Below are 22,134 nucleotides of genomic sequence, written 5' to 3'. Positions count from 1 at the left end.
CATCCGGTACTACAACGAAGACCGTATCCGACTGAAACTAAAGGGCCTGAGCCCGGTAAAGTACCGGGAACAGGTCGCGCTGGCCGCCTGATCCCCCAACTGTCCAACTTTAGGGGGTCACTTCACCTTGGGGGCTTGGCCGCGGCATCCATGCCGCGGACACCCCTGCCAACCCATACCGCCCCGGCCCCGACACGTTCATGAGGCGGAGCGGACGGCGGAAGCAAAAGCGGTTTCTGGTGTCGGATGAAGAAAGAAAAGAAGGGGGCGGATCCGTTTTTCCTGCGGAAAAAGGCTCCGACCTCGATGGCCGTGGAGCGAAGCGACCCGCTTTGGCTCCTGCTCTTCTTTTTTCTTTTCCGTGGGTGGACGCACACGGAAATTGTCAGAGGCCGGGCGGGTGGGCTGGGCAGGGGTGTCAGCCGCATGGATGCGGCTGCCAAGCCTACAAGGACGTACTTGCGGCGTCCCCTGCACAGTCCACCCGCCCGGCCAGACCACGGCTTCTGCTCTCAACGACTGCCCACCCACGAGGGGCTGCGCCGTTCGCTGCAAACTACGCCGAAGGCGACGGCTTCTGCTTCAGCAGGCTCAACGCCAGTCCACCCACAACCAGCACGCCCAGCCCCAGCAACGCCCACAGCAACCACGCCTTCCAGTCGTGCTGCGGCTTCAGCGCTGCGTCACCGGCGAGCGTCTCCGGACTGCCCTCCAAGCGTGCCAGCGTCGGCTGCCACGACGGATCATTGCGCTGCCGCAGTTCCTCGATCAGCACCGTGATCGGCGCCTCCGCGCGGCGCGCGGTCGTACTGCCCACGGCCAGCGCGTAGGGCGCTGCGCCCTGGCTGAGGAACACCATCACCTCCGGTTGATAGCCCAGGCGCAGGGTCGGGGCGCTGGTGGTCTCCACCGGGCTCGCGACCAGCTTCCAGTAACGGTCGCGGTACATGCCGCCCAACGGCTGTGCCGCCGATTGCTGGCGCTGGCCCGGTGCCCCCTGCTGCAGCTGATAGGCGATCCAGGGCGCGCTGCGGCGCTGCCATTCGACGCTTTCGTCGTCGCGGCTGAACAGGGTCCACTGCACCAGGCTGTTGTCGGTGCTGGCTACGTCGGCGCGGGTCACCGGGAATCGACCATCCAGTTCAAAGGTGAATTCCCCCTTGCCCTGCGCGGTCGGTGTCAGCGACAGCCACTCCCAGGGCACCGTTGCCGGTGCCGGCGGCAGTTCGGCCAATACACTGCGCAGCTCCGGCAGGCGCGCCTCGCCCTGCGGCAGGATCCGCAGGTAGCGCACATTGCTGTCGACCTGCAGGCGTCGCTGCAGCAGGCGCTTGCCCGCACGCTGCAGGTCCACCAGGGGGACATCACGGGCGATCGACTGCCAGCGCTGCAGATCATCGCTGGCGTCAAGCTGTACCTGCGCCTGCAGCGGCTGGCCACTTTCGGCCCAGTCCAGCACAAGCGCTGCCAGCGGCTGCTGGCCAAGCACGCTGGCATCGATCAACCAGCCGCCCTGCCCGTTCGCCACCGCACCACCACCAAGCCTGGCCTCGACCCGGCGCACACGGCCGTCGGTATCGCGCTCGGTCAGCAGCTGCAGGTCGTTGCGCTGGGCCTCGGCCAGTGGTGGCAGCACGAACCACGGCAGTTCGCGCTGCACCGGCGGCTGCGCCAACGGCTGGTCCGGCGCCAGCAGCGCCGATGGCAATGCCTGGCCGGCAGCGTTGAACACCTGCAGATCGCCCAGATCAGCGGCGCCTGCGCGGCGGTAGATCGCCGGCTCCAGCACCACACGATAGGCACCGGACTGCGCGCTGGACAGGCTCAGCGGCCACTGTTCGGCGTACTGCGCGCGGTAGTCCGTGGCCTGCGCGGCAACCGCACCGGCCACGCCGAACAAGACCGGCAGCAACGCTCGGCTCCACTTCCTCATTGGTTTTCCTCCACGGTTGGCGGCGCGCTCGGCGGCGCGGGCGCCAGGTAGCCCACCACGGTGCACAGCAGGCCGTAGGCGATGAACGATGCGATTCCCAGCAGGTTGCCCAGATGCTGGCGGTCGATCAGCACCAGCTTGGCCAGCACCACGGCCATCAACACGGCACCGACCATCCACAGCACACGCTGGCCGCGACGCGAGCCCCACACCCAGGCGATCACGCCCAGTACGCTCCACAACACGGTCAGGCTGGTCTGGGCCAGGCTGAAGCGGGCCATCGCCGGATTCCAGGCGACACCGCCCCAATGATGCACGCCATGCAGCACGGTGCTGGTCAACGCGATGAAACCGGCCACGGCCAGCACCGGCACACGCAACCGCTGCAGCTGCGCTGGTCCCTGCGGGTCATACAGCCAGCGCGCGATCAGCAGCAGGCTGACCCACTGTGCAAGCTCGGCAGGATTGAGCAGCGGCAACCACGGCAACGGCGTGGCGTCGCCCGCCAGGGTCAGGCCGAACAACCAGGCCAGCGCCAGCACCGCGAAAATCACGCACTGCAGCGGCAGGCGCACCGGATCAAACGCAGCACCCAGCGGCCAGCGCAGCACGTTCCAGCGCCACAGCGACAGCGCTGCCAGCAGCAACCACGGCAGGGTGACCAGCAACGCGGTCCAGCCCTGCGCCAGGCGCGCGCCGCCGCCGCCCCACAGGGCCAGCAGCGAAAGCAGCGACGGCCACAGCAGCCACCACAGGAACTGCGCGATACGGGCCACGCCACCATTGCCCTGGCGCAGGCACAGCAGGCTGCGCACGCCGAGCACGGCGAACACTGCCCATGCCAATGCGCCATAGCCGGCAAACGGCTGCTGGTGTGCATCGCTCTGCAGCAGCGCCAACGGGAAGCCGGCGGCCAGCATCGCCAACGCGGTCACGCCCAGCGCACGTGCCGGCATGCGGCGTTGCACCTCCGAGGCCAGCCAGGCGGTGACGGCGGCCAGCACCAACACCGCGTCGGCCTGCGCCGAATGCTGGAAGAAGCGGCCGATTTCATGCACCAGACCGCCCAACCACCACAGCAGGCCCCACAGGTAGTACGCCAGGGCGATGTCATGGCGCTGCCTGCGCTGATAGCTCCACGCCGCCGCGAAACCCGCCACGGCCAGCAGCAGTGCGCCGATCGCGGTCGGGTTGAGCAGGAAACGCTGGTCCTGGTGCCAATGGTCGGCGCCCACCACGAATGCGAATGCGGCGGCGAGCTGCAGCAGCGCACCGGTCACCTGCGGCAACCAGCGCTTCTGGCGCAACCCCAGCCACGCCAGGCCGGCACCTTCCAGCGCGAACACCGCACCGGTGGCCCGCGCCGACAATGCCAGCGGCACCGCCAGCGTCGCAAAGCCCACCGCCAGTACCGCATGCGACTGCGCCAGCACCGTGTACGACGCGCGCGCGATCAGGGCCCGTGCCAGCAGCGCATAGATCGCTGCCAGGCCCAGCGCGCACAGGGCCAGCGTCATCGGCTGTTCGTGCAGCATGCCGGCCTGCAGCGAGAAGGCGATCAGCGGCGTGCCGAACACCAGGCTGCCGTCGACCAGATCGCGACGCCCGGCCGGCTGCCGGCGCGCATACAACAACGGAATCAGCAGATAGAAGACGAAGAACAGCAGCAGGAACGGTTCGGTACTGGCGAACTTGGCCGCGTCGTACTGCAGCACGCCCCAGAAGGTGCCGATGCCGAAGGTGAACGCGAAACCCAGCAGGTTCAGCACACGCCACGGGCGATACCAGGCAATGGCGAAAATGCCCGCGTTGAGCACTGCGTAGTAGCTGAACAGGCCGACGTGGTTGCCACTGCCGGTGGACAGCCACAGCGGCGCCATGAAGCCGGCCAGGATGCCCAGCACTGCCAACGTGCGCGAGTTCTGCACGACCGCCAGCACGCACAGCCCCGCCACCAGCGCGATCGAGCTGGCAAAGGCGAAGCCGGGCGCGAGCAGATCGAAACGCTTGAAGGCAGCGAAGATGGTCAGCAGCAGTACGCCGATGGCGCCCCCCTGCAGGGCCAGCGCGAACATCCGCCGGCGCTCGCGCTGGTGCCAGCCGAAGGCCAGCAGGCCCAGCGCACCGACGGTGATGCCCGCCAGCCGCAGCTCGACCGGCACCACCAGCCAGCCCTGGTCGCTGACGTACTTGAGCAGCGCAGCAACGCCGGCCAACAGCACCAGCATGCCGATCTTCACCGGCACATTGCCCTGGGTGAACCAGTGTTTGACCGCACCGATCGCGCGCTCGACCAGGTTCGGCAGGGCCGGTTCCGCTGGCAAGGGCGGCAATGTGGGCTCAGGTGGCAAAGGCGGTGGCGGCGACGGACGCGCGGGTTGGACCGTTGGCGGCAGGTCCTCGCGGGCGGCAACCGGCGGCGGAGCCGTGGCCGCCGTGGGCCGCAGGAACGAGGGCTCGCTGCTGGGTTCACGTGTTGCCGCAGGCGCGCGCGGCGGCTCGGCCACGGCCGAGGGCGCACGGTCTACGGTCCCTGCCGGGTTGGGCGCGACCTGCACGCTCTGTGCGGCCTCCAGCGCGGCGACCCGCCGGCGCAGGCCGGCAATCATCACCAGCGCCACCACCAGCAGCAGCGGTATCGCCAGCAGGACCAGTACTGCCAGGACCAAGAGTGCTTCCATTCCTCGCCTTCCAATGCGATCCCGCGCCACGATGGCGGCGGTCGACGGGCCCATGCTACGTCAGGCCGGGCCCTATAAACGACGAACCCCGGCCAGGCCGGGGTTCGCGCAACGATCTTCGCGGGCCTTACTTGGCTGCGACGACCTTGGCCATTTCCAGACACTTGTTGGAATAGCCCCACTCGTTGTCGTACCACGACACGAGCTTGACGAAGGTGCCGTCCAGCGCGATGCCGGCGTCTGCGTCGAACACCGAGGTGTGGGTTTCACCGCGGAAATCGGTGGCCACCACCTTGTCTTCGGTGTAGCCCAGGATGCCCTTCAGCGCGCCTTCGCTCTGTGCCTTCACTTCGGCGCAGATCTCGGCGTAGGTGGCTTCCTTTTCCAGCTCGACCGTCAGGTCGACCACCGACACGTCCGAGGTCGGGACGCGGAAGCTCATGCCGGTCAGCTTCTTGTTCAGTTCCGGGATGACCACGCCGACGGCCTTGGCGGCACCGGTGGAGGACGGAATGATGTTCTCCAGGATGCCGCGGCCGCCGCGCCAGTCCTTGTTGGACGGGCCATCGACGGTCTTCTGCGTGGCGGTGGCCGCATGCACGGTGGTCATCAGGCCGCGCTTGATGCCCCACTTGTCATTGATGACCTTGGCCAGCGGCGCCAGGCAGTTGGTGGTGCACGAGGCGTTGGAGATGATCGCCTGGCCAGCGTAGGTCTTGTCGTTCACGCCGAACACGAACATCGGCGTGTCGTCCTTCGACGGTGCCGACAGGATGACCTTCTTGGCGCCGGCATCGATGTGCTTCTGCGCACTGACCTTGTCCAGGAACAGGCCGGTGGCTTCGAGCACGACGTCAACGCCGACTTCGTCCCACTTCAGGTTGGACGGATCGCGTTCCTGGGTCAGGCGGATCTTCTTGCCGTTGACCAGCAGATCCTTGCCATCGACGGCTACGTCGGCCTTGAAACGGCCGTGCACGGAGTCGTACTTGAGCATGTAGGCCAGGTAATCCGGCTCCAGCAGATCGTTGATGGCCACGATTTCGATGTCGTCGCCGAAGTTCAGCACCGCCGAGCGCAGGACGTTACGCCCGATGCGACCGAAACCGTTGATACCAACCTTGATTGCCATGTTCTCAAGCTCCTGCAGCCGCGACAGGTGCGGCGGGGTGGATAGGGCCCACAAGTCTAGCAGGCCGGCCTTGACCACCGCCGGCCAAGCCCGCCGCCGGGACGGGGGCCGGACAGGATTTGATCCGGATCAAAGCGTTAGCGCGGCGTGAGGCCGAGACTGGCCACATCCACCCAGCAACGAGATCACCCCCATGCGCAAGACCTCCCCCCTGATCGTGGCCAGCCTGGCCGCCGCCCTGTCGTTGGCCGCTGCCCCGGCCATGGCCCAGTCCAAGGGCGACTGGACCCTTTCCGCTGGCGTGCACCAGGTCGCCCCGAAGTCGAACAACGGCTGGCTGGCCGGCGGCACCCTGAAGGTCGACGTCGACAACGACGTCAAGCCGACCATCACCGGTGAGTACTTCATCGCCGACAACCTGGGCATCGAAGTACTGGCGGCGCTGCCGTTCAAGCACGACATCAACATCAACGGCCTGGGCCGCGTGGGCAGCACCAAGCAGCTGCCGCCGGTGGTCACCCTGCAGTACCACTTCAACAGCAAGGGCAAGGTGTCGCCGTTCGTGGGCGCCGGCCTGAACTACACGACCTTCTTCAGCGAAGACACCACCGGTGCGCTGGCGGGCAGCAAGCTGAAGCTGCAGGATTCGTGGGGCCTGGCCGCGCATGCGGGCATCGACTTTGCGATTGGCGAGAAGGGCGCCCTGCGCGTGGACATGCGCTGGATCGACATCGACAGCAAGGTGAAGCTGGACGGCGAGAAGATCGGCACGGTCAACATCGATCCGCTGGTCTACGGCGCGTCCTACGTCTTCAAGTTCTAAGGGGTTGATTGGCGGGGGCTGCGCCCCCGCTCCCCCGCTACAGGCAAAACCCTCGCAGCATGTTGCCCCGGTATGTGTGTGCCGGGGCTTTTTTGTTGGTGCAGAGCGTGGATCTGCGTTTGGGCGGGGCAAGTGAGTTGCTCAGGACACGCCGTAAATACGTCCATGTAGGCTCGATCGCCGCATCCATGCGGCGAACGGTCCTGAGCAACCCACTTGCCCCACCCCTTCCATTTTTCCGCGCGCGCAGGCGCAAGCAGAAGCCGGCACCCGCATGACCCAGTTGCCATCGGCCGGATGCGATCCTGCATTTGACTCTGATTCTGCTTCTGACGTTTGACGTTTGCATCCGCCACCGCGGCCATGTTGGAGGTGTGCGGTCGGGGCAGGTAGCGCGGGACCGTTGGCGCCATGGATGGCGCCATCGAGCTCCCAAGGATGGGTTTACGGCGTGTCCCGCACTGCCTGCCCCGGCCGCACACACCCCGACGACAATGAACGCGCCGCTTTCCATCAACCACCCATCTCCCCCGCTGGCTAGAATGAGCGGATGAAAGCACTGCACTCCCTGTTCCTCGCCGCCGCCCTCGCGCCGGCCCTGCTGACCCTGTCCGCTCCCGCCCATGCCTGGGGCGCGCAAGGCCACCGCCTGGTCGCCGAAGTCGCCGACAGCCGCCTCAACCCGACCACGCGCGCTGAAGTCGACCGCCTGCTGGCCACCGAACCCGGCGCCACCCTTGCCAGCATCGCGCCCTGGGCCGACCAGCTGCGCGCCAAGGACCCGGGCCTGGGCCGCCGCTCGGCCGGTTGGCACTACGTCAACATCGCCGAAGATGGCTGCCACTACGAGGCGCCGAAGCACTGCAAGAGCGGCAACTGCATCGTCGAAGCGCTGAAGGCGCAGAGCGCGATCCTCGGCGACCGCAGCCTGACCGATGGCGAGCGCCTGCAGGCGCTGAAATTCGTCGTGCATCTGGTCGGTGACATCCACCAGCCGATGCACGCCGGCTACGGCCACGACAAGGGCGGCAACGATTTCCAGCTGCAGTTCGGCAACCGCGGTACCAACCTGCACTCGCTGTGGGACAGCGGCATGCTCAATACCCGCAAGGTCGACGATGCCGGTTACCTGCCGGTGCTGCGCGCACTGCCGGCGCCGAAGCTGGCACGCCAGTCCCACCCGCAGCGCGATCCGGTCAGCTGGGCTGAAGCCAGCTGCCGCATTTCGGTGCAACCTGGCGTTTACCCTGCCTCGCGTAAGATCGGCGACGACTACACCACGCGCTACCGGCCGGTGGCCGAAGCGCAGCTGCGACTGGCCGGTGAAAACCTGGCGCAGTTGCTGAACCGCGTGCTCGCCACACGCTGAGGAGTGCCCGATGTCGGTCCAGGTGCAATCGTTCTTCCACCGTGACAGCAACACCTTCAGCTACCTGGTCAGCGACCCGGCCAGCAGCGAGGCCGCGCTGATCGACCCGGTACTGGATTACGACCCGGATACCGACGCCAGCAGCGAATCGCCGGTGCGCGCGATGCTCGATGCCATCGCGCAACAGCAGCTGCACGTGCGCTGGCTGCTGGAAACCCACGCCCATGCCGACCACGTGTCGGCAGGACGTCGGCTCAAGCAACGGTTCCCGGATGCGACGCTGGCCATCGGCGAAGGCATCCGTGCGGTGCAGGCCACGTTTGCACCGCGCTATGGCCTGCAGCTGCCCGAGGAACATGCCGTCTTCGATCACCTGTTCGCTGATGGCGAGACCTTCGCACTGGGTGAACTGCAGGGGCGCATCATCGCCGTACCCGGCCACACCAGCGACAGCATCGCCTATCTGATCGACGATGCGCTGTTCACCGGCGATTCGTTGTTCATGCCCGATGGCGGCACCGCACGCTGCGATTTCCCCGGCGGCGATGCTGCGCAGCTGTACCGCTCGATCCAGCGCCTGCTGGCCCTGCCCGATGCCACCCGCGTATTCGTCTGCCACGACTACGGCCCGGGCGGACGCGATTTCGCCAACGAAACCACCATTGGTGAACAGCGCGCGCACAACATCCACGTGCATGAAGGCGTGGCCGAGGCGGAGTTCGTCAGCGTGCGCCAGGCGCGTGATGCGACGCTGGCAGAACCGCAGCTGATGCAGCCAGCGGTGAAGGCCAACATCCAGGGCGGCGCGTAGGGCCCGCACGATCGCCTCATCGCGCCAGCAATGACACCGCGTCATTTGCCCTGCGTGTGCACCACATGCTGGCCCTTCACGATCTCGAAGGTGAAGGCATACAGCAGGCTCACCGGCACCGGTTCGACGCGCTCGGCGCCTTGGCAGTCGCCACGGTCGCTCGGCACCTTGCCGGGGGCGAAGTGGCAGACCGCGGCGGGCGAATACTTCCACATCGCCACCGCCTCCTGCGCAGCCTGCAACAGCGGCGCATTCTCGCTCGCCGCGCCTGCCGCGCATTCGCTGCGGTCGACCAGCGCCAGGCTTCGCTCGACAGCGCCTTCGGCATCGATCACCACCTGCAGGCAGATCGTGGTCGGCGCCAGCTCGGTGCGCGGGTCACGATCACCGATCTGCGGATCCGGCGCCGCATACAGCTGCGGCATCCGATAGCCTTCGGTCGCTCCCAGCGTGTACGCCTGCACCTGGCCGCTGCCGCCTTTCCCTTCCGCATGCAGGCGCTGATGGCCGACACTCTCATTGCGGGTATCGACGGTGGTCAACCGTTCCTGGGTGGCGCAGCCTGCCAGCATCCCCACTGCCAACAGCAGCGCGATGCGCATCACCTGGCGGTCTCCGTCACGTCGTCGCTCTCATCCATGGCGAAGGTGATCGGAATGCGTACTGCGCCCGCCACCGGCTTGCCGTTCTTCAGCGCCGGGCGATAGGTCCAGCTTCGCGCTGCTGCAATCGATACCGCTTCGAACACGCCCGGATTGGTGGCGCTGAGCACCTGCACATCGGCGGGGTGTCCCTTGGCATCCACCTGCACGCGCAGGTTCACCACGCCTACCTGACGCTGCTCGATCGCAGACTTCGGATACGAGGGCGGCGACATCTTGTCGACCTGGATCGGACGGTCGAGCCCCGCTTCGGCCGCGTCTTCTCCAGCATATTCGAACGGTTCTACGTTGATCGACGGCACGCCCGCTGTCCCACTCTGGCTGGCCCACGCCACCGCCCCCACGCCCAGGCACAACCCGACCACCAGCACCTGCCCCGACACCCACGGCAATGCCTTCCGCTTGGACTGCTTCAACATGGCGATACGCTCCTTCAACACGGGTTGGCTGCGCCAGTGGCATACCGCCGGCGCAACCGGGTGGACCAGCTGCGCCTTCAGCAGCGTGCTGGCGTAGAGGCCGCGCAGCACAGGCTGCGGGGCAATGGTGCGGGCGTCGCAGGCCAGTTCCTGGTCACGCAGGAAACGGCGTGCGGCCCATGGCAGCAGCGGATGGAACCAGAACACCGCGCGCATCAGCAGCAATACGCCGTTGGCCCAGTGATCGCCATTGCGACGATGGCTGTGCTCGTGCTGCAGGATCAGCGCCTGCTCCTGTGCAGTGAACTGCTGGTCGAAATCGGGGCCGACCACGATGCGCGGCCGCCACAGGCCCACCAGCGCCGGCAGCCCGGGATCGCCACTGGCCTGCCAGCTGCCATCGGCGCGTGCCTGCAGGCCGCCCATGCCGCGTTCGAAGCGGCGCTGTGCGCGCAGGTCGCGCAACAGGCAGACGCCCGCGCCCAGCGCCCACACCACCAACAGAAGCAAGGGCCATTGCAGCGACGCCGTTGGCAGGCTGTCCACGGCTTCCGGCACGACCTTCAGCGGCAAGGTCGGCACATGCTGCAACAGCGCGACCTGTGGCAGGGGAATCAACAGCGTGGCCAACATCAGGGGCAGCAGCCACCAGCTACGGTAGGCCAGCCCGGCGCCGCCCAATCGCACCAGCAACGGCCGCGTCACCGCCAGCAGGATCACGCCCACCGCCAACCACAAGCTGGCCTGCCACAGTCCGTCGAGCAGCTCATTCATGGTCCAGCTCCTGGATCAGCTTCTTCAGTTCGGCGATGTCCTGTGCGCTGAGCTGGCCGCGTTCGCTGAAGTGCGCGACCAGCGGTGCCACGCGCCCTTCGAAGACACGGCCGATGAAGTCCTGGCTCTGCGCCTCCACCCAGGCCTGGCGTTGCAGCAGCGGCCGGTACAGGTAGCGCCGGCCATCGCGCTCGGCGGCGATCGCGCCCTTGGTCAGCAGGCGGTTGAGCAGGGTCTTGATGGTCGGCTCAGCCCAGTCGCGGTGCGCCAGTGCGGCCACCACCTCGTCGGCGCTGCGCGGTGCCTGCTGCCACAGCACCTCCATCACAACGGCTTCGGCTTCGCTGATCGGGGTCATGGTTTACATCCGTAATCGACGATTGGATTACGCGCGTAATCGAATCAGCTGTCAACCCCTCGACCGGTAATTCATCGCGCCTGCGCCAGCATGGGGGCCTCCACCGCAGGTACCGGCATGAAGCCCTTGCGCAAACGTGATTTCCCGGTCGAGCAGGCCCGACGCTTCCTCGAGCCCGGCCCCATCGTGCTGGTCAGTACCGCCTGGCAAGGCCAGTGCAACCTGATGACGATGGGCTGGCACATGGTGATGGGCTTCTCGCCCTCGCTGGTGGCCACCTACCTGTGGAACGAGAACCATAGCTTCAGCCTGGCCCGCAGCAGCGGCGAATGCGTGATCAACATCCCGGGCGTGGAGCTGCTGGACACGGTGGTCGATATCGGCAACTGCAGCGGCCGTGACGTGGACAAGTTCGAACGGTTCGGCCTGGATGCGATGCCTGCGCGGGAGGTGGGGGCACCGCTGGTGGGCCAGTGCCATTCCAGCTTCGAGTGCCGCCTGCATGACGACAGCCAGGTCGAATCGAGCAACCTGTTCATCTGGGAAATCGTGCGCGCCCATGTTGCGCCTCGCCCAAAGCTGCCGCGCACGGTGCATTACCGGGGCGATGGGCAGTTCATGGTGTCCGGTGCCGAAGTCTCGCGTCGACGGCGGTTCAAGCCCGACATGCTGTAATGCCAGCACTCCCCCAAGCAGGACCGCCCCGGATGACCGAACACCTCACCGACCTCGACGCCGCCGTTGACTGGCTGTTTGCGCGCGTGGATGGGCCGCTGCGGATCGGTGCGCCGCTGGCGCTGGGTAAACCACACCGCCTGCTCAACGCCCTGTATGCGCGCGTCGAACAGGACCCGTCGCGGCCGCTGGAGCTGTATACCGCGCTGTCACTGAACCCGCCGCAGGCAAAGGGCAACGGCCTGGAAGCACGTTTCCTGGCACCGTTCGCGGCCCGCCACTTCGGTGAAGACTTCCCGCGCCTGGCCTACGCCGATGCAATCGCCCGCGACGCGCTGCCGGCACACGTGCAGGTGGAAGAGTTCTACATGCAGTCCGGTGCCCTGCTCGGTTCGCGACAGGCGCAATCCAGCTACACCAGCCTCAACTACACCCACGCTGCCGACGCGGTAGCGCAGCGCGCGCCGCAGGTGATCGTGCAGAAAGTGGCGATGCGCCCGGACGACCGACGCCTTTCGCTGTCCTGCAACAACGACATCACCCAGGACACGCTGGACGCGATGACCGCACGCGGCCTGCCACGCCCGCTGCTGGTCGCCGAGATCGATCCGCAGCTGCCCTATCTGGGCGGCACGGCCACGGTCGACGTGTCCTTCTTCGATCTGGTCATCACCCCGCCAGCGCCGTATCCGGCGTTGTTCGGCCTGCCACGGCAACCGGTGGCCGACGCCGACTACGCCATCGGCCTGTATGCCAGCACCCTGGTGCGCGACGGGGGCACCCTGCAGATCGGCATCGGCACCCTGGCCGATGCACTCAGCCACGCATTGGTACTGCGCCACACCGACAACGCACGCTACCGCCGCGTGTTGAACGCGCTGGATCCGCAACTGGCCAGCCATCCGCTGGTACAGGAGATCGGCGGACTGGACCCGTTCGAGATCGGCCTGTACGGCTGCAGCGAAATGCTCAACGAGGGCTTCCGCCGGCTGGTGCAGACCGGTGTGATCAAGCGCAAGGTGCATGACGATCTGGCACTGATGCAGCGCATCGAGAACGGCAGCACGCTGTCCATCGACCATGCCACGTTGGAGGCCGAGGGCGAATACCTGCACGGCGCGTTCTACCTGGGCTCATCCGAATTCTACGAATGGCTGCGCACCCTGCCCGAGGACGAATGCCGGGCGATCGGCATGCGCCGCATCAGCGAGATCAACCAACTGTACGGTGGCAACGAAACGCTGGAGCGCCTGCAGCGCCGTCACGCCCGCTTCTTCAATTCCTGCATGATGGCCACCGCGCTGGGCGCGGCGGTATCCGACGCGCTGGAGGATGGCCGTGTGGTCTCCGGCGTGGGCGGCCAGTACAACTTCGTGGCGATGGGGCACGCCCTGCCGGAAGCGCGCAGTGTGCTGATGTTCCGCGCTGCCCGTGATGACCGCGGCCAGCGCGAATCCAACGTGCGCTGGAACTACGGGCACACGACCATTCCGCGCCACCTGCGTGACATCTATCTCAACGAGTACGGTATCGCCGACGTGCGTGGCCTGACCGACGACGACTGCGTGCACGCGATGACGGCCATCACCGAAGCACCGTTCCAGGGCGCCCTGCTGCAGCAGGCCTTTTCGGCACGCAAGCTGGCCGCCACGGCGCAACCTGATGCGCAGCGGCTGCAGCGCAATACACCCCAGGCACTGGCGGCGGCGCTGGCGCCGTTCCGCAACGATGGCACCCTGCCCGATTACCCGTTGGGCAGCGACTTCACCGAGATCGAACAGGTACTGGTGAAGGCACTGGGCTGGCTGAAGGCCAATACACAGACGCGCGGCAGCAAGCTGCGTACCGTGTGGGACGCGCTGTGGCAGCCTGCAGGTGATGGTGACGCGGTGTATCTGCAGCGGATGGAACTGCAGTCGCCCAAGGACTTCGGCGAACAGCTCAATGCACGGTTGTTGAGGCTGGCCCTGGCGCGCACCGCGTAGCTGCATCGCCGATTGCAGGACTGGGCTGGCGGGCTGGCTTGGCATTGGCTCGCCATTCCTGTATCACGATCGCTCGATCATTTTCCCGATTACGTCTCATGCGCCACCGCATTACAGCCATCCACCACAGAGCGTGCTTCTCGAGCAGCAGTTGTGCATGGTTGGCCATCAACGATGTGCCGATCGAGCTGTGGCTGGCCCAGCATCTGGACCATCCCGACCTCGAAGTGCATGGTCTTTCACTGATGTGGTTGATCGACGAGGATGAGGATGCGCTGGCCAATCGGCGCATCATCCCTGCCGCGAATGGAACCTCCACCCTGGTGCCGCTGCTGGTGTGTAGTGACGACATGGATTTCGCCTGTTCTACGCTGATGACCGAGCAGGTGATCGAGGGCGATGTCGTGCGCTGGCAGCGGTTCGGTCGCAGTGAAACCGGGGGCCTGGAAGTCGGCGCCTCCACGTGCTGGTATCCAGATAGCAAACCAGTGACATTTGCACTTGCCGACTTCAACCAGGCCTTGAGTGAGCATCAACGGCTCATCAAGGAATCCATCGGCAGCCAAGGCTGATCCAAGGAACACCGTAGCACTGACCTGGAACACCTCCCCTGGACAGCCTCGGGCACGTGCACGCCAAGGCGTCAGCGTGTTCATGCGCTACGCTGTGCGGATGAACGACGATTCCCGTTTCCTGCATGACCTGCAACGCCGCCAAGCCGATGGCGAGCACCTGCGTTATCTGTGCTTCTGGGGCCACCAGCCGCCGCGCATGGGCGTGGCGGCGTCGTGTTTCAGCCAGTGGTATGACGCAGGTTTCAGCATCGATGGCGTGCACTACCGCACCGCAGAACACTACATGATGGCCGGCAAAGCGCGACTGTTTGGTGCCACCGACATCCTCGAACAGGTTCTCGCCAGCCGCACGCCTGACAAGGTGAAAGCGCTGGGCCGGAAGATCGAGGGCTTCGACGAGGCTCTCTGGGCGCAGGCGCGCTACGCCCTGGTGGTCGAAGGCAATCGGGCCAAGTTCTCGCAGAATGCGGCGCTGGGTGATTTTCTGCGCGCCACGGCAGACCAGGTTCTGGTGGAAGCCAGTCCGGTGGATTTTATCTGGGGAATCGGCCTGGCCAAGGATCACGCCGACGCCCACAACCCGGCGCGGTGGCGCGGATTGAATCTACTGGGGTTTGCGCTGATGGACGTGCGGGACACGATGTAACGCGCGTCCACGCGTGGCCTGGATCTACGGGCACGGCGGGCGATCCGTTTCGCCCGGAAAAGAAAAGGCCGGCTTTCGCCGGCCTTTTCCCAATTCCATTGCAGCGGGACTTACAGCGCCTTGGCTGCTTCCACCACGTGCGCGGTGGTGATGCCGAAGTGCTGGTACAGCTTGTCGGCCGGGGCCGAGGCACCGAAGGTGTCGATACCGATCACTGCACCGTCCAGGCCGACGAACTGGCGCCAGAAGCCGGTAACGCCAGCTTCGATGGCCACGCGCTTGCGCACGGCGTTCGGCAGCACCGATTCGCGGTAGGCCGCATCCTGGCGCAGGAACACATCGGTGGACGGCATCGAGACCACGCGGGTCTTCAGGCCGGCCGCATCCAGCTGCGCCTTCGCTTCGGTCGCCAGCGAGACTTCCGAACCGGTGGCGATCAGGATCACGTCCGGAGTGCCAGCAGCATCGGCCAGCACGTAACCACCGCTCTCGATCTGTGCGATCTGCTCAGCGTCGCGCGGCTGGTGCGGCAGGTTCTGGCGGCTGAACACCAGGCAGCTCGGGCCGTCCTGGCGGGTGATCGCAGCCTTCCAGCTCACGGCCGACTCGACCGCATCGCACGGGCGCCACACGTCATTGTTCGGGATGTAGCGCAGCGAGGCCAGATGCTCCACCGGCTGGTGGGTCGGGCCGTCTTCGCCCAGGCCGATCGAGTCGTGGGTGTAGACGTGGATGGCGTGGGCCGGGATCAGCGCGCTCATGCGCACGGCATTGCGGGCGTAATCGCTGAACACCAGGAAGGTGGCGTCGAACGGGATGAAACCACCGTGCAGGGCCAGGCCATTGGCGATCGCGGTCATGCCGAACTCGCGCACACCGTAGTACACGTAGTTGGCATTGGCATCGTCGGTGGCGACGGACTTGCTGCCCTTCCACAGGGTCAGGTTCGAGTGCGCCAGGTCAGCCGAACCGCCCACGATTTCCGGCAGCAGCGGCGCGAACGCCTCGATGGCCAGCTGCGACGCCTTGCGCGACGCAATGGTCTGGCCTTCGGCGGCAACCTGGGCGATGTAGGCGTCGGCCTTGGCGATGAAGTCGGCCGGCAGATCGCCATGTGAGCGACGGGTCAGTTCAGCGGCTTCGGCCGGGTACTGCGCAGCGTACTTGTCGAACTGCTGCTCCCACTCGGCCTGACGCAGGGTGCCGGTACCGCCGGCACGCCAGCCGGCGTAGATCTCTTCGGGAATCTCGAACGGACCGTAGTTCCAGTCCAGCGCCTTGCGGGTGGCTTCCAGTTCGTCCTTGCCCAGCGGTGCGCCGTGGCTGGATTCCTTGCCGGACTTGTTCGGCGAGCCGAAACCAATGGTGGTGCGGCAGCAGATCAGGGTCGGCTTGCCGTCCTGCGACAGGGCCGCTTCGATACCGGCCTTGATGCTCTCCGGATCGTGGCCATCGACGCCACGGACCACGTTCCAGCCATAGGCCTCGAAACGCTCCGGGGTGTTGTCGGTGAACCAGCCTTCGGTGTTGCCGTCGATGGAGATGTGGTTGTCATCCCAGAAGCAGACCAGCTTGTGCAGGCCCCAGGTGCCGGCCAGCGAGGCGGCTTCGTGGGAAATGCCCTCCATCAGGCAGCCATCGCCCATGAACACCCAGGTGCGGTGGTCGACGATTTCCAGCTCCGGGCGGTTGAAGCGCTGTGCCAGCAGCTTCTCGGCCAAGGCAAAACCGACGGCGTTGGCGAAACCCTGGCCCAGCGGACCGGTGGTGGTCTCCACGCCCGGGGTCTCGTGACGCTCCGGATGGCCAGCGGTGTGGCTGCCCAGCTGGCGGAATGCCTTCAGCTGCTCGATCGGCAGGTCATACCCGCTCAGGTGCAGCAGCGCGTACTGCAGCATCGAGCCGTGGCCGTTGGACAGCACGAAGCGGTCGCGGTTGAACCACTGCGGGTTGTTCGGGTTGTGACGGTGGTAGTCGTTCCAGAGGACTTCGGCGATGTCGGCCATGCCCATGGGCATGCCGGGATGGCCGGACTTTGCGGTTTCAACCGCATCGGCGGCGAGGAAGCGGATGGCGTTGGCCAACTGGCGACGGGTAGGCTGCGTCATGGTTCTGTCGGAATCGGGAGGCGGCCGCGGAACTGCGGGCGGCCTATTGTCCCACAGACGCCCGGCAGGGTCAGGTCGACCAGGGCATTAGTGCCTGCTGTTGGCCGACAACGTCGTGATCTGCGCTGGATTCCGCATATGAAGAGGGGTCGGGGCCCTTTCCTGCGGAAAGGGATCCGACCCCGATCAGGCATTGCCTGGATCAGTTGTCCAGACGGGCCGCGGCGGCAGCGGCCTCGGCCGGAGTGTCCGGCGCTTCACCCTTGGCCACCAGCGTGGTCAGGGCCAGGTCGCCGGTCACGTTCAGCGCAGTGCGGCACATGTCCAGGAAGTGGTTCACGCCCAGGATCAGGCCGATGCCCAGCGGATTGACGCCGACCATCGCACAGATCATCGCCACCACCGGCAGCGAGCCGGACGGCACACCGGCCGTACCGATACCACCAAGGATGCAGACCGCCATCACCATGACCTGCTGGCCGATGCTCAGGTCGACACCGAAGAACTGGGCCAGGAAGATCACCGTCACGCCCTCGAACAGCGCCGTGCCGTTCTGGTTGGCGGTGGCGCCCACGGTCAGCACGAAGCGCGACACGCGCTGCGGCAGGCCCATCTGGTCGGCCACGCGCAGCGCGGTCGGCAGGGTGGCGTTGCTGGAGGCGGTGGAGAAGGCCATCACCGTGGCCTCCTGGGTCTGGCGGAAGAACGCCAGCGGTGAACGGCCCGACAGCCATACCGCGGTGCCGTAGGTCACCACCATGTGCAGGCCCAACGCCAGCACCACCACGCCCACATACGCACCCAGGCGGATGATCAGATCGAAACCGAACAGCGCGGCCAGGTTGAACATGAAGCAGGCCACTGCATACGGCGCCAGGCGGATGACCAGGTTGATCAGGGTCATCGAGATCTCAAACACGCCTTCGATGGCGCGACGCAGCGGGGCGACCTTGGCCTCGTCGGTCAGCACCATGCCGATGCCGAACATCAGCGCGAAGAACATCAGCGACAGGATCGCGCCATTGTCGGAGGCGGCCTGCAGCACGTTGCTCGGCACGATCGACAGCAGCATGTCCATGCCCTTCGGCGTGCCATGGATGCCAGCAACGATTTCCTTGCTGCGCTCAGCGTTCTCCGACAGCATCAGCGCGGCCACCTGCGGGTCGACGCCGGCACCGGGCTTGAGCAGGTTGACCAGCACCAGGCCGATACCCACCGCGATGCCGGACAGCAGCACGGTGTAGGCCAGCGTCTTCCAGCCGATGCGGCCAAGGGCGCGGATGTCGCCCATCTCCGACACGCCCATGATCAGCGCCGAGAAGATCAGCGGCACGATCAGCATGAAGATCAGGTTGAGGAACAGGCCCGACGCCGGGGTGGTGACGTAGTCCATTACCCACTTGGCACCGGTCTGCAGGCCGTCGACGCTGCCGCCCAGGGCATGCACGATCAGTCCCAGGACCAGGCCGATCGCAAAGCCGATGCCCATCTTCCAATGCAGGGGCAACTTCTTCTTGTCGGCAGCAGCTGCTGTCATGCGCGGGATTCCTCGAAAAATGAATCTACTCTAACAAAGCGCGCAAGCCGCGCCGGTTCAGGGTTGCCGCGGCGGATACAGCGGCGGCAGCCCAGTGTCGACGGCGCCGGTGGCGGCCGACCAGTGCGGTCCGTCACGGAAGCTTTCGCGCAGGCGGGCCCGCAGCGCGCTTACATCCCCCATCCCGCCCCAGCGCGCCTGCTGCAACGCCTGCAGGGTCTGCCGCTGGGCCGGATCGGCCAGGCGCTCGATCACCTGTTCCAGGCGTTCAACGCCGGCCATCGAACACAGCAGCGCCTCTACCTGGTCGAAGCCCTCGCCATCGATCGCCCGGCGCAGCTCGGCCACGCTGGCACGCGAGGACGTTGCAGGGGCACTGGCTCCTGGCCGGGGAACCGGACGGGTGTGGACGACGGCACGGCGGCCACGTCGCCATCCCCATGCCAGGGTCAACAGCCATAGCAGCGCCAGGCCTGCGGCGGCAGCCATCCACGGCCACGGCCGGGGACCTGCTGCGGTGGGTGCAAGAGAGGATGCAGCGGCGGGTGCGGCGTCTCCCGGCAACGCGGCATCGGTATCGATCGGTTGTGCCACCGGCACGCCGGCCCGGCCTGCGGCCACGGCCAGTTCCAGATCCGGCAGGCTGGCCTGCTGGGCACTGCCACTGTCCACGTTCCACCAGGCCACGCGCGGCCCCGGCACACGCAGGGATCCAACCTGCCGCGGCACGATCGAGTAGCGACGGGTGATCTTCAGGCGTGGCGTGCTGCCGTTGAAGGTCTCCTCGTACTGGGCAGGTTCGGCGAACACCTGTGCGGCGTCGCCGAGGTCGGGCACGGGCAGATCGGTGAACTGGGCCCGGGTAGCGCCGTTGGCGATCGCTTCGACCATCACGGTGGCCGCTTCGCCCGTGCGCGCACTGCTGGGTGCGGCGGTGTAGCGCAATTGCAGGCTGTGCAGGGGCAGCCACGGCTGCACGGCCTGCGCCGGTTGCGCCTGCACCTGCAGCGTGCGTTCGGCACCGACGGCATTCATGCGGCCATCGCCACCGCTCCCGAAGAAGTCATCGAAGAAGCCACCTGCACTGCGGCCGGTGAAGCGCGCGCCCGGCAGGCGCAACGCCCCGCTGCGCTCGGGGATCAGCAGGAAGCGACGTTCGACCACGTTGTAGCGACGGCCGTTGACCTGGCGCACGTCGCTGCGATCCTCCCCCACCCGCTGCAGCGAAGCGCCACTGGGTGTGTCGAGCACCAGTTCGCCCGACGCCAGCTGCGAGGCGAAGTACAGCCTGACCACCACGCCCACGCTCTGCTGCACGTAGGGCGTCGGGTCATCCACCTCGGTTTCGATGAAGGCGGTGGCATTGCTCTGCGGGGTGGCCACCACGGCATCACTTACCTGCAGCACCAAGGGCACCGTGCGTGCTGCGCCTACCTGTAATGAAGGCACCTGCAGCGTACCGGTGCGGCGCGGCGTCAACGCAACCGTGTAGAGGTTGCGCTGCTGCACACCGCCATTGCTCCACTGCACCTGGCGGTTGCTGCTCTGCGCACTGAGCACGAAATCGGCATTCAACGGTGCATAGTCTGGCGCGCCCTGGTCGGTCTCGATGTGCAGGGTGACCGCGTCACCGGCGGCGATGCTGTCCTGCTCCAGCCAGGCGCGCGTCTGCGCCATGGCCACCATCGGCAGCCACAGCAGCAGCATCGCCAGCACAGGCAAGGGCCACCGGATTTGCCTGCTCCCCATGCCTGTCATCGCCCTTCCCTCTTTCTACGTTCGTTTTCCAACTGGAACTTGGCCCGCAGCAGTGCCCCCGGATCATCCGGCACGCGCCGCATCCACGCCTCTACGGCCTGCTGTTCCTCACGCTGTTGCGGCGTGCCGCCATCGCCGCGCACTGCTGCCTTGCCGGCTTCGCCGGCGCGCGCCTGCTGCAGGGCCTGCTGCATGCGCTGGCGCTGCTGGGCATCGGCCTGCGCCTGGGCCTGCGCGTCGGCTGCCTGCGGCGGCTCCTGCTTCGCCCCCTGCTGGCCGGCACCTGCAGATGCCGGGCTCTGCTGGCCCTTCTGGCCCTGCGATTGCTGCTGGCCTTGTTGGCCTTGCTGGCCCTGCTGCTGATTCTGCTGACCTTGCTGACCTTGCTGGCCTTGCTGGCCCTGCTGCTGATTCTGCTGACCTTGCTGACCTTGCTGGCCTTGCTGGTTCTGTTGGCCTTGCTGGCCCTGCTGGTTCTGCTGCTGTCCCTGCTGCGGCTTCTGCTGCCCCTTGCCCTGCCCCTGGCTGTTCGACTTGCGCTTGCGCGCGGCGTCGACCACCGCACGGTTGGCGACGGCGTCGGCCATCTGCGGGTGGCGCGCCAAGGCCTTGTCGTAGGCGGCGATGGCACCGTCGTAGTCGCCCTGGCGGGCAAGCACATTGCCGAGGTTGTACCAGCCCGCATCGCTGTCGATGCCTTCGAACTGCTTGCGGGCAGTGGCGAAATCACCTTGACGGTACGCCTGCACACCCTCGGCCAGGCGTGCATGCTCACGCTGGTCGGCACGTTCCCACATCGTGCCCGCTGTCGGCGCAGCCATGGGCGCGCGCGGCTGTGCCTGCAACTGCCCGCTCAAGGGCAGAAGACCCACGGCCAGCACCGCCGCCAGCACCGCGCGGCGGCGGAACGCCAGCAGTGCCAGCAGCATCACCGGCGGCAACAACCAATAGCCTTCGTCCTGCCACTGCCGGGCCTGCCCGGGCCGCTGCAACGCACCGCCGTCGCTGGCATCAAGTACGCCCAATGCCTTCAGGTCGCGATCATCGCTGGCGATGCGCTGGTAACGCCCGCCACCTGCGGTGGCGACGGCGCGCAGGCTGGTTTCATCCAGCGCGGCCTGTGCGATCTGGCCTTGACCATCGCGATAAGCGGCGCCGGATGGTGTGCCCAGGCCCAGCACCGACACCTGCAGGCCGAGGCCACGCGCCTGCGTTGCGGCAAGCGCCGCTTCGCTGTCAGCCTGGTCGCTGACCAGGAGGATCTGGCCGCGCAGGGCACCGGTCTGCCGCAGCAACCTGACCGCCCAGTCGATGCCACGGTCGGCGCGCTGTCCATCACGCGGCATCACCTCCGGCGACAGCGCGTCCAGGTACAGCGCCACGTTGGCAGCGTCGTCGGTCAACGGCGCCACGGTATAGGCATCTTCGGCATACACCACCAGACCCACCTGTCCGCCTTGACGGGCGCGCAGCAGCGCACCGATCTTTGCCCGCGCCTGCAGCAGGCGCGAGGGTGGCAGGTCGGTCGCGGTGATGCGGCTGGAGAGATCCAGCACCACCACCAACGGCGCACTGGCCTGATAGATCGGCTGCGCCTGCTGCCTCCAGCTGGGGCCGGCCATCGCCAGTGCCGCCAGGGTCCAGCCCAACAGCAATGCCCATGGCAGGCGCGTGCGTCGCTTGCCCTCGCCCGCCAGGAGCTGCGACAGCAGATGGGCGTCGACCGCCTGCCGCCACGCGTCGCTGCGCCGTTGCCGGTAGATGGCCACTGCGACGATCAACGGCAGTGCCGCCAGCATCCACAACCAATCCGGGCGCAGGAAATGCAGCGCGCTCCAATCGAACGTGCTCCACTCGAACGCGCTCCAGTCGGGCATCTTCAGGAAAG

18 protein-coding genes are annotated in these 22,134 nt (G+C 66.7%); 8 read left to right on the top strand and 10 right to left on the bottom strand.

Annotation, left to right across the window (positions count from 1 at the left end; translation table 11 throughout):
• Positions 1-91: IS3 family transposase (locus LC407_RS17180; RefSeq protein WP_140227454.1), on the top strand; the 91-nt coding region annotated here is incomplete at its 5' end.
• Between the two features lie 465 nt (positions 92-556).
• On the opposite strand, the gene LC407_RS17175 is transcribed toward LC407_RS17180, so the two are convergent.
• The 3 genes from LC407_RS17175 to gap all read right to left on the bottom strand — a co-directional run bounded on the left by LC407_RS17175 (position 557) and on the right by gap (position 5,746).
• Positions 557-1,933 carry a DUF3999 domain-containing protein gene (locus tag LC407_RS17175; RefSeq protein ID WP_223483262.1) on the bottom strand — a complete coding sequence of 459 codons (1,377 nt, stop codon included), beginning with the start codon at positions 1,931-1,933 and terminating at the stop codon, positions 557-559.
• Complete coding sequence (locus tag LC407_RS17170) at positions 1,930-4,614, bottom strand: DUF2339 domain-containing protein (protein WP_223483261.1); 2,685 nt, start codon at positions 4,612-4,614, stop codon at positions 1,930-1,932. The genes LC407_RS17175 and LC407_RS17170 overlap by 4 nt, the downstream gene beginning before the upstream one ends.
• Before the next feature lie 127 nt (positions 4,615-4,741).
• Entirely contained in the window at positions 4,742-5,746 is a 1,005-nt protein-coding gene (gene gap / locus LC407_RS17165; RefSeq protein WP_025874252.1) for a type I glyceraldehyde-3-phosphate dehydrogenase, read from the bottom strand.
• A 193-nt stretch (positions 5,747-5,939) separates the two neighbouring features.
• Between gap and LC407_RS17160 the strand changes: the two genes are divergently transcribed.
• The 3 genes from LC407_RS17160 (at position 5,940) to LC407_RS17150 (ending at position 8,749) form a co-directional block, all read left to right on the top strand.
• On the top strand, positions 5,940-6,569 hold the full coding sequence (locus LC407_RS17160; protein WP_025874251.1) for an OmpW family outer membrane protein: 630 nt from the start codon (positions 5,940-5,942) through the stop codon (positions 6,567-6,569).
• A 550-nt stretch (positions 6,570-7,119) separates the two neighbouring features.
• Positions 7,120-7,938 (top strand): S1/P1 nuclease, encoded by an 819-nt coding sequence (locus LC407_RS17155; RefSeq protein ID WP_154881002.1) that lies wholly within the window; start codon positions 7,120-7,122, stop codon positions 7,936-7,938.
• Between the two features lie 10 nt (positions 7,939-7,948).
• A complete protein-coding gene (locus LC407_RS17150; protein ID WP_033831871.1) occupies positions 7,949-8,749 on the top strand; it encodes an MBL fold metallo-hydrolase in 801 nt (266 codons plus the stop codon).
• A gap of 41 nt (positions 8,750-8,790) precedes the next feature.
• On the opposite strand, the gene LC407_RS17145 is transcribed toward LC407_RS17150, so the two are convergent.
• The 3 genes from LC407_RS17145 to LC407_RS17135 are packed head-to-tail and all read right to left on the bottom strand — an operon-like array spanning position 8,791 to position 10,962.
• Entirely contained in the window at positions 8,791-9,351 is a 561-nt protein-coding gene (locus tag LC407_RS17145; RefSeq protein WP_033831872.1) for a hypothetical protein, read from the bottom strand.
• The gene (locus tag LC407_RS17140) at positions 9,351-10,604 is read right to left on the bottom strand and encodes a TonB family protein (RefSeq protein ID WP_223483260.1); all 1,254 of its coding nucleotides are present in this window, start codon (positions 10,602-10,604) and stop codon (positions 9,351-9,353) included. The genes LC407_RS17145 and LC407_RS17140 overlap by 1 nt, the downstream gene beginning before the upstream one ends.
• Positions 10,597-10,962, bottom strand: coding sequence for a BlaI/MecI/CopY family transcriptional regulator (locus LC407_RS17135; RefSeq protein WP_032977188.1), 366 nt, complete (start codon positions 10,960-10,962; stop codon positions 10,597-10,599). Before LC407_RS17135 ends, LC407_RS17140 begins: the two co-directional genes overlap by 8 nt.
• Positions 10,963-11,079: 117 nt before the next feature.
• Between LC407_RS17135 and LC407_RS17130 the strand changes: the two genes are divergently transcribed.
• From LC407_RS17130 to LC407_RS17115, 4 genes are all read left to right on the top strand, one after another.
• A complete protein-coding gene (locus LC407_RS17130) occupies positions 11,080-11,637 on the top strand; it encodes a flavin reductase family protein (protein ID WP_223483259.1) in 558 nt (185 codons plus the stop codon).
• Positions 11,638-11,669: 32 nt separating this feature from the next.
• Entirely contained in the window at positions 11,670-13,622 is a 1,953-nt protein-coding gene (locus LC407_RS17125) for an acetyl-CoA hydrolase/transferase C-terminal domain-containing protein (RefSeq protein ID WP_223483258.1), read from the top strand.
• Between the two features lie 98 nt (positions 13,623-13,720).
• Positions 13,721-14,194: a hypothetical protein gene (locus tag LC407_RS17120; RefSeq protein WP_025874243.1), complete on the top strand. Its 474-nt coding sequence runs from the start codon at positions 13,721-13,723 to the stop codon at positions 14,192-14,194.
• 82 nt (positions 14,195-14,276) lie between these two features.
• Positions 14,277-14,843, top strand: coding sequence for an NADAR family protein (locus LC407_RS17115; RefSeq protein ID WP_223483267.1), 567 nt, complete (start codon positions 14,277-14,279; stop codon positions 14,841-14,843).
• A gap of 110 nt (positions 14,844-14,953) precedes the next feature.
• On the opposite strand, the gene tkt is transcribed toward LC407_RS17115, so the two are convergent.
• The 4 genes from tkt to LC407_RS17095 form a co-directional block, all read right to left on the bottom strand.
• Positions 14,954-16,951 carry a transketolase gene (tkt, locus tag LC407_RS17110; RefSeq protein ID WP_223483257.1) on the bottom strand — a complete coding sequence of 666 codons (1,998 nt, stop codon included), beginning with the start codon at positions 16,949-16,951 and terminating at the stop codon, positions 14,954-14,956.
• A gap of 202 nt (positions 16,952-17,153) precedes the next feature.
• A complete protein-coding gene (locus tag LC407_RS17105; protein ID WP_033831880.1) occupies positions 17,154-18,488 on the bottom strand; it encodes a dicarboxylate/amino acid:cation symporter in 1,335 nt (444 codons plus the stop codon).
• Positions 18,489-18,545: 57 nt separating this feature from the next.
• The gene (locus LC407_RS17100; RefSeq protein ID WP_223483256.1) at positions 18,546-20,246 is read right to left on the bottom strand and encodes a BatD family protein; all 1,701 of its coding nucleotides are present in this window, start codon (positions 20,244-20,246) and stop codon (positions 18,546-18,548) included.
• A complete protein-coding gene (locus LC407_RS17095; protein ID WP_223483266.1) occupies positions 20,243-22,123 on the bottom strand; it encodes a tetratricopeptide repeat protein in 1,881 nt (626 codons plus the stop codon). The genes LC407_RS17100 and LC407_RS17095 overlap by 4 nt, the downstream gene beginning before the upstream one ends.
• Between the last annotated feature and the right edge of the window lie 11 nt (positions 22,124-22,134).

This window comes from Stenotrophomonas sp. OVS01A, from assembly GCF_019969775.1.
GTDB lineage: Bacteria > Pseudomonadota > Gammaproteobacteria > Xanthomonadales > Xanthomonadaceae > Stenotrophomonas > Stenotrophomonas indicatrix.
This window is presented reverse-complemented; position numbering and strand designations above follow the sequence as displayed.

Bases quoted from the DNA above. Each gene is read 5' to 3' on its own strand.
- LC407_RS17175 (WP_223483262.1), bottom strand. From the start codon at position 1,933: ATGAGGAAGTGGAGCCGAGCGTTGCTGCCGGTCTTGTTCGGCGTGGCC.
- LC407_RS17170 (WP_223483261.1), bottom strand. From the start codon at position 4,614: ATGGAAGCACTCTTGGTCCTGGCAGTACTGGTCCTGCTGGCGATACCG.
- gap (WP_025874252.1), bottom strand. From the start codon at position 5,746: ATGGCAATCAAGGTTGGTATCAACGGTTTCGGTCGCATCGGGCGTAAC.
- LC407_RS17160 (WP_025874251.1), top strand. From the start codon at position 5,940: ATGCGCAAGACCTCCCCCCTGATCGTGGCCAGCCTGGCCGCCGCCCTG.
- LC407_RS17155 (WP_154881002.1), top strand. From the start codon at position 7,120: ATGAAAGCACTGCACTCCCTGTTCCTCGCCGCCGCCCTCGCGCCGGCC.
- LC407_RS17150 (WP_033831871.1), top strand. From the start codon at position 7,949: ATGTCGGTCCAGGTGCAATCGTTCTTCCACCGTGACAGCAACACCTTC.
- LC407_RS17145 (WP_033831872.1), bottom strand. From the start codon at position 9,351: ATGCGCATCGCGCTGCTGTTGGCAGTGGGGATGCTGGCAGGCTGCGCC.
- LC407_RS17140 (WP_223483260.1), bottom strand. From the start codon at position 10,604: ATGAATGAGCTGCTCGACGGACTGTGGCAGGCCAGCTTGTGGTTGGCG.
- LC407_RS17135 (WP_032977188.1), bottom strand. From the start codon at position 10,962: ATGACCCCGATCAGCGAAGCCGAAGCCGTTGTGATGGAGGTGCTGTGG.
- LC407_RS17130 (WP_223483259.1), top strand. From the start codon at position 11,080: ATGAAGCCCTTGCGCAAACGTGATTTCCCGGTCGAGCAGGCCCGACGC.
- LC407_RS17125 (WP_223483258.1), top strand. From the start codon at position 11,670: ATGACCGAACACCTCACCGACCTCGACGCCGCCGTTGACTGGCTGTTT.
- LC407_RS17120 (WP_025874243.1), top strand. From the start codon at position 13,721: ATGCGCCACCGCATTACAGCCATCCACCACAGAGCGTGCTTCTCGAGC.
- LC407_RS17115 (WP_223483267.1), top strand. From the start codon at position 14,277: ATGCGCTACGCTGTGCGGATGAACGACGATTCCCGTTTCCTGCATGAC.
- tkt (WP_223483257.1), bottom strand. From the start codon at position 16,951: ATGACGCAGCCTACCCGTCGCCAGTTGGCCAACGCCATCCGCTTCCTC.
- LC407_RS17105 (WP_033831880.1), bottom strand. From the start codon at position 18,488: ATGACAGCAGCTGCTGCCGACAAGAAGAAGTTGCCCCTGCATTGGAAG.
- LC407_RS17100 (WP_223483256.1), bottom strand. From the start codon at position 20,246: ATGACAGGCATGGGGAGCAGGCAAATCCGGTGGCCCTTGCCTGTGCTG.
- LC407_RS17095 (WP_223483266.1), bottom strand. From the start codon at position 22,123: ATGCCCGACTGGAGCGCGTTCGAGTGGAGCACGTTCGATTGGAGCGCG.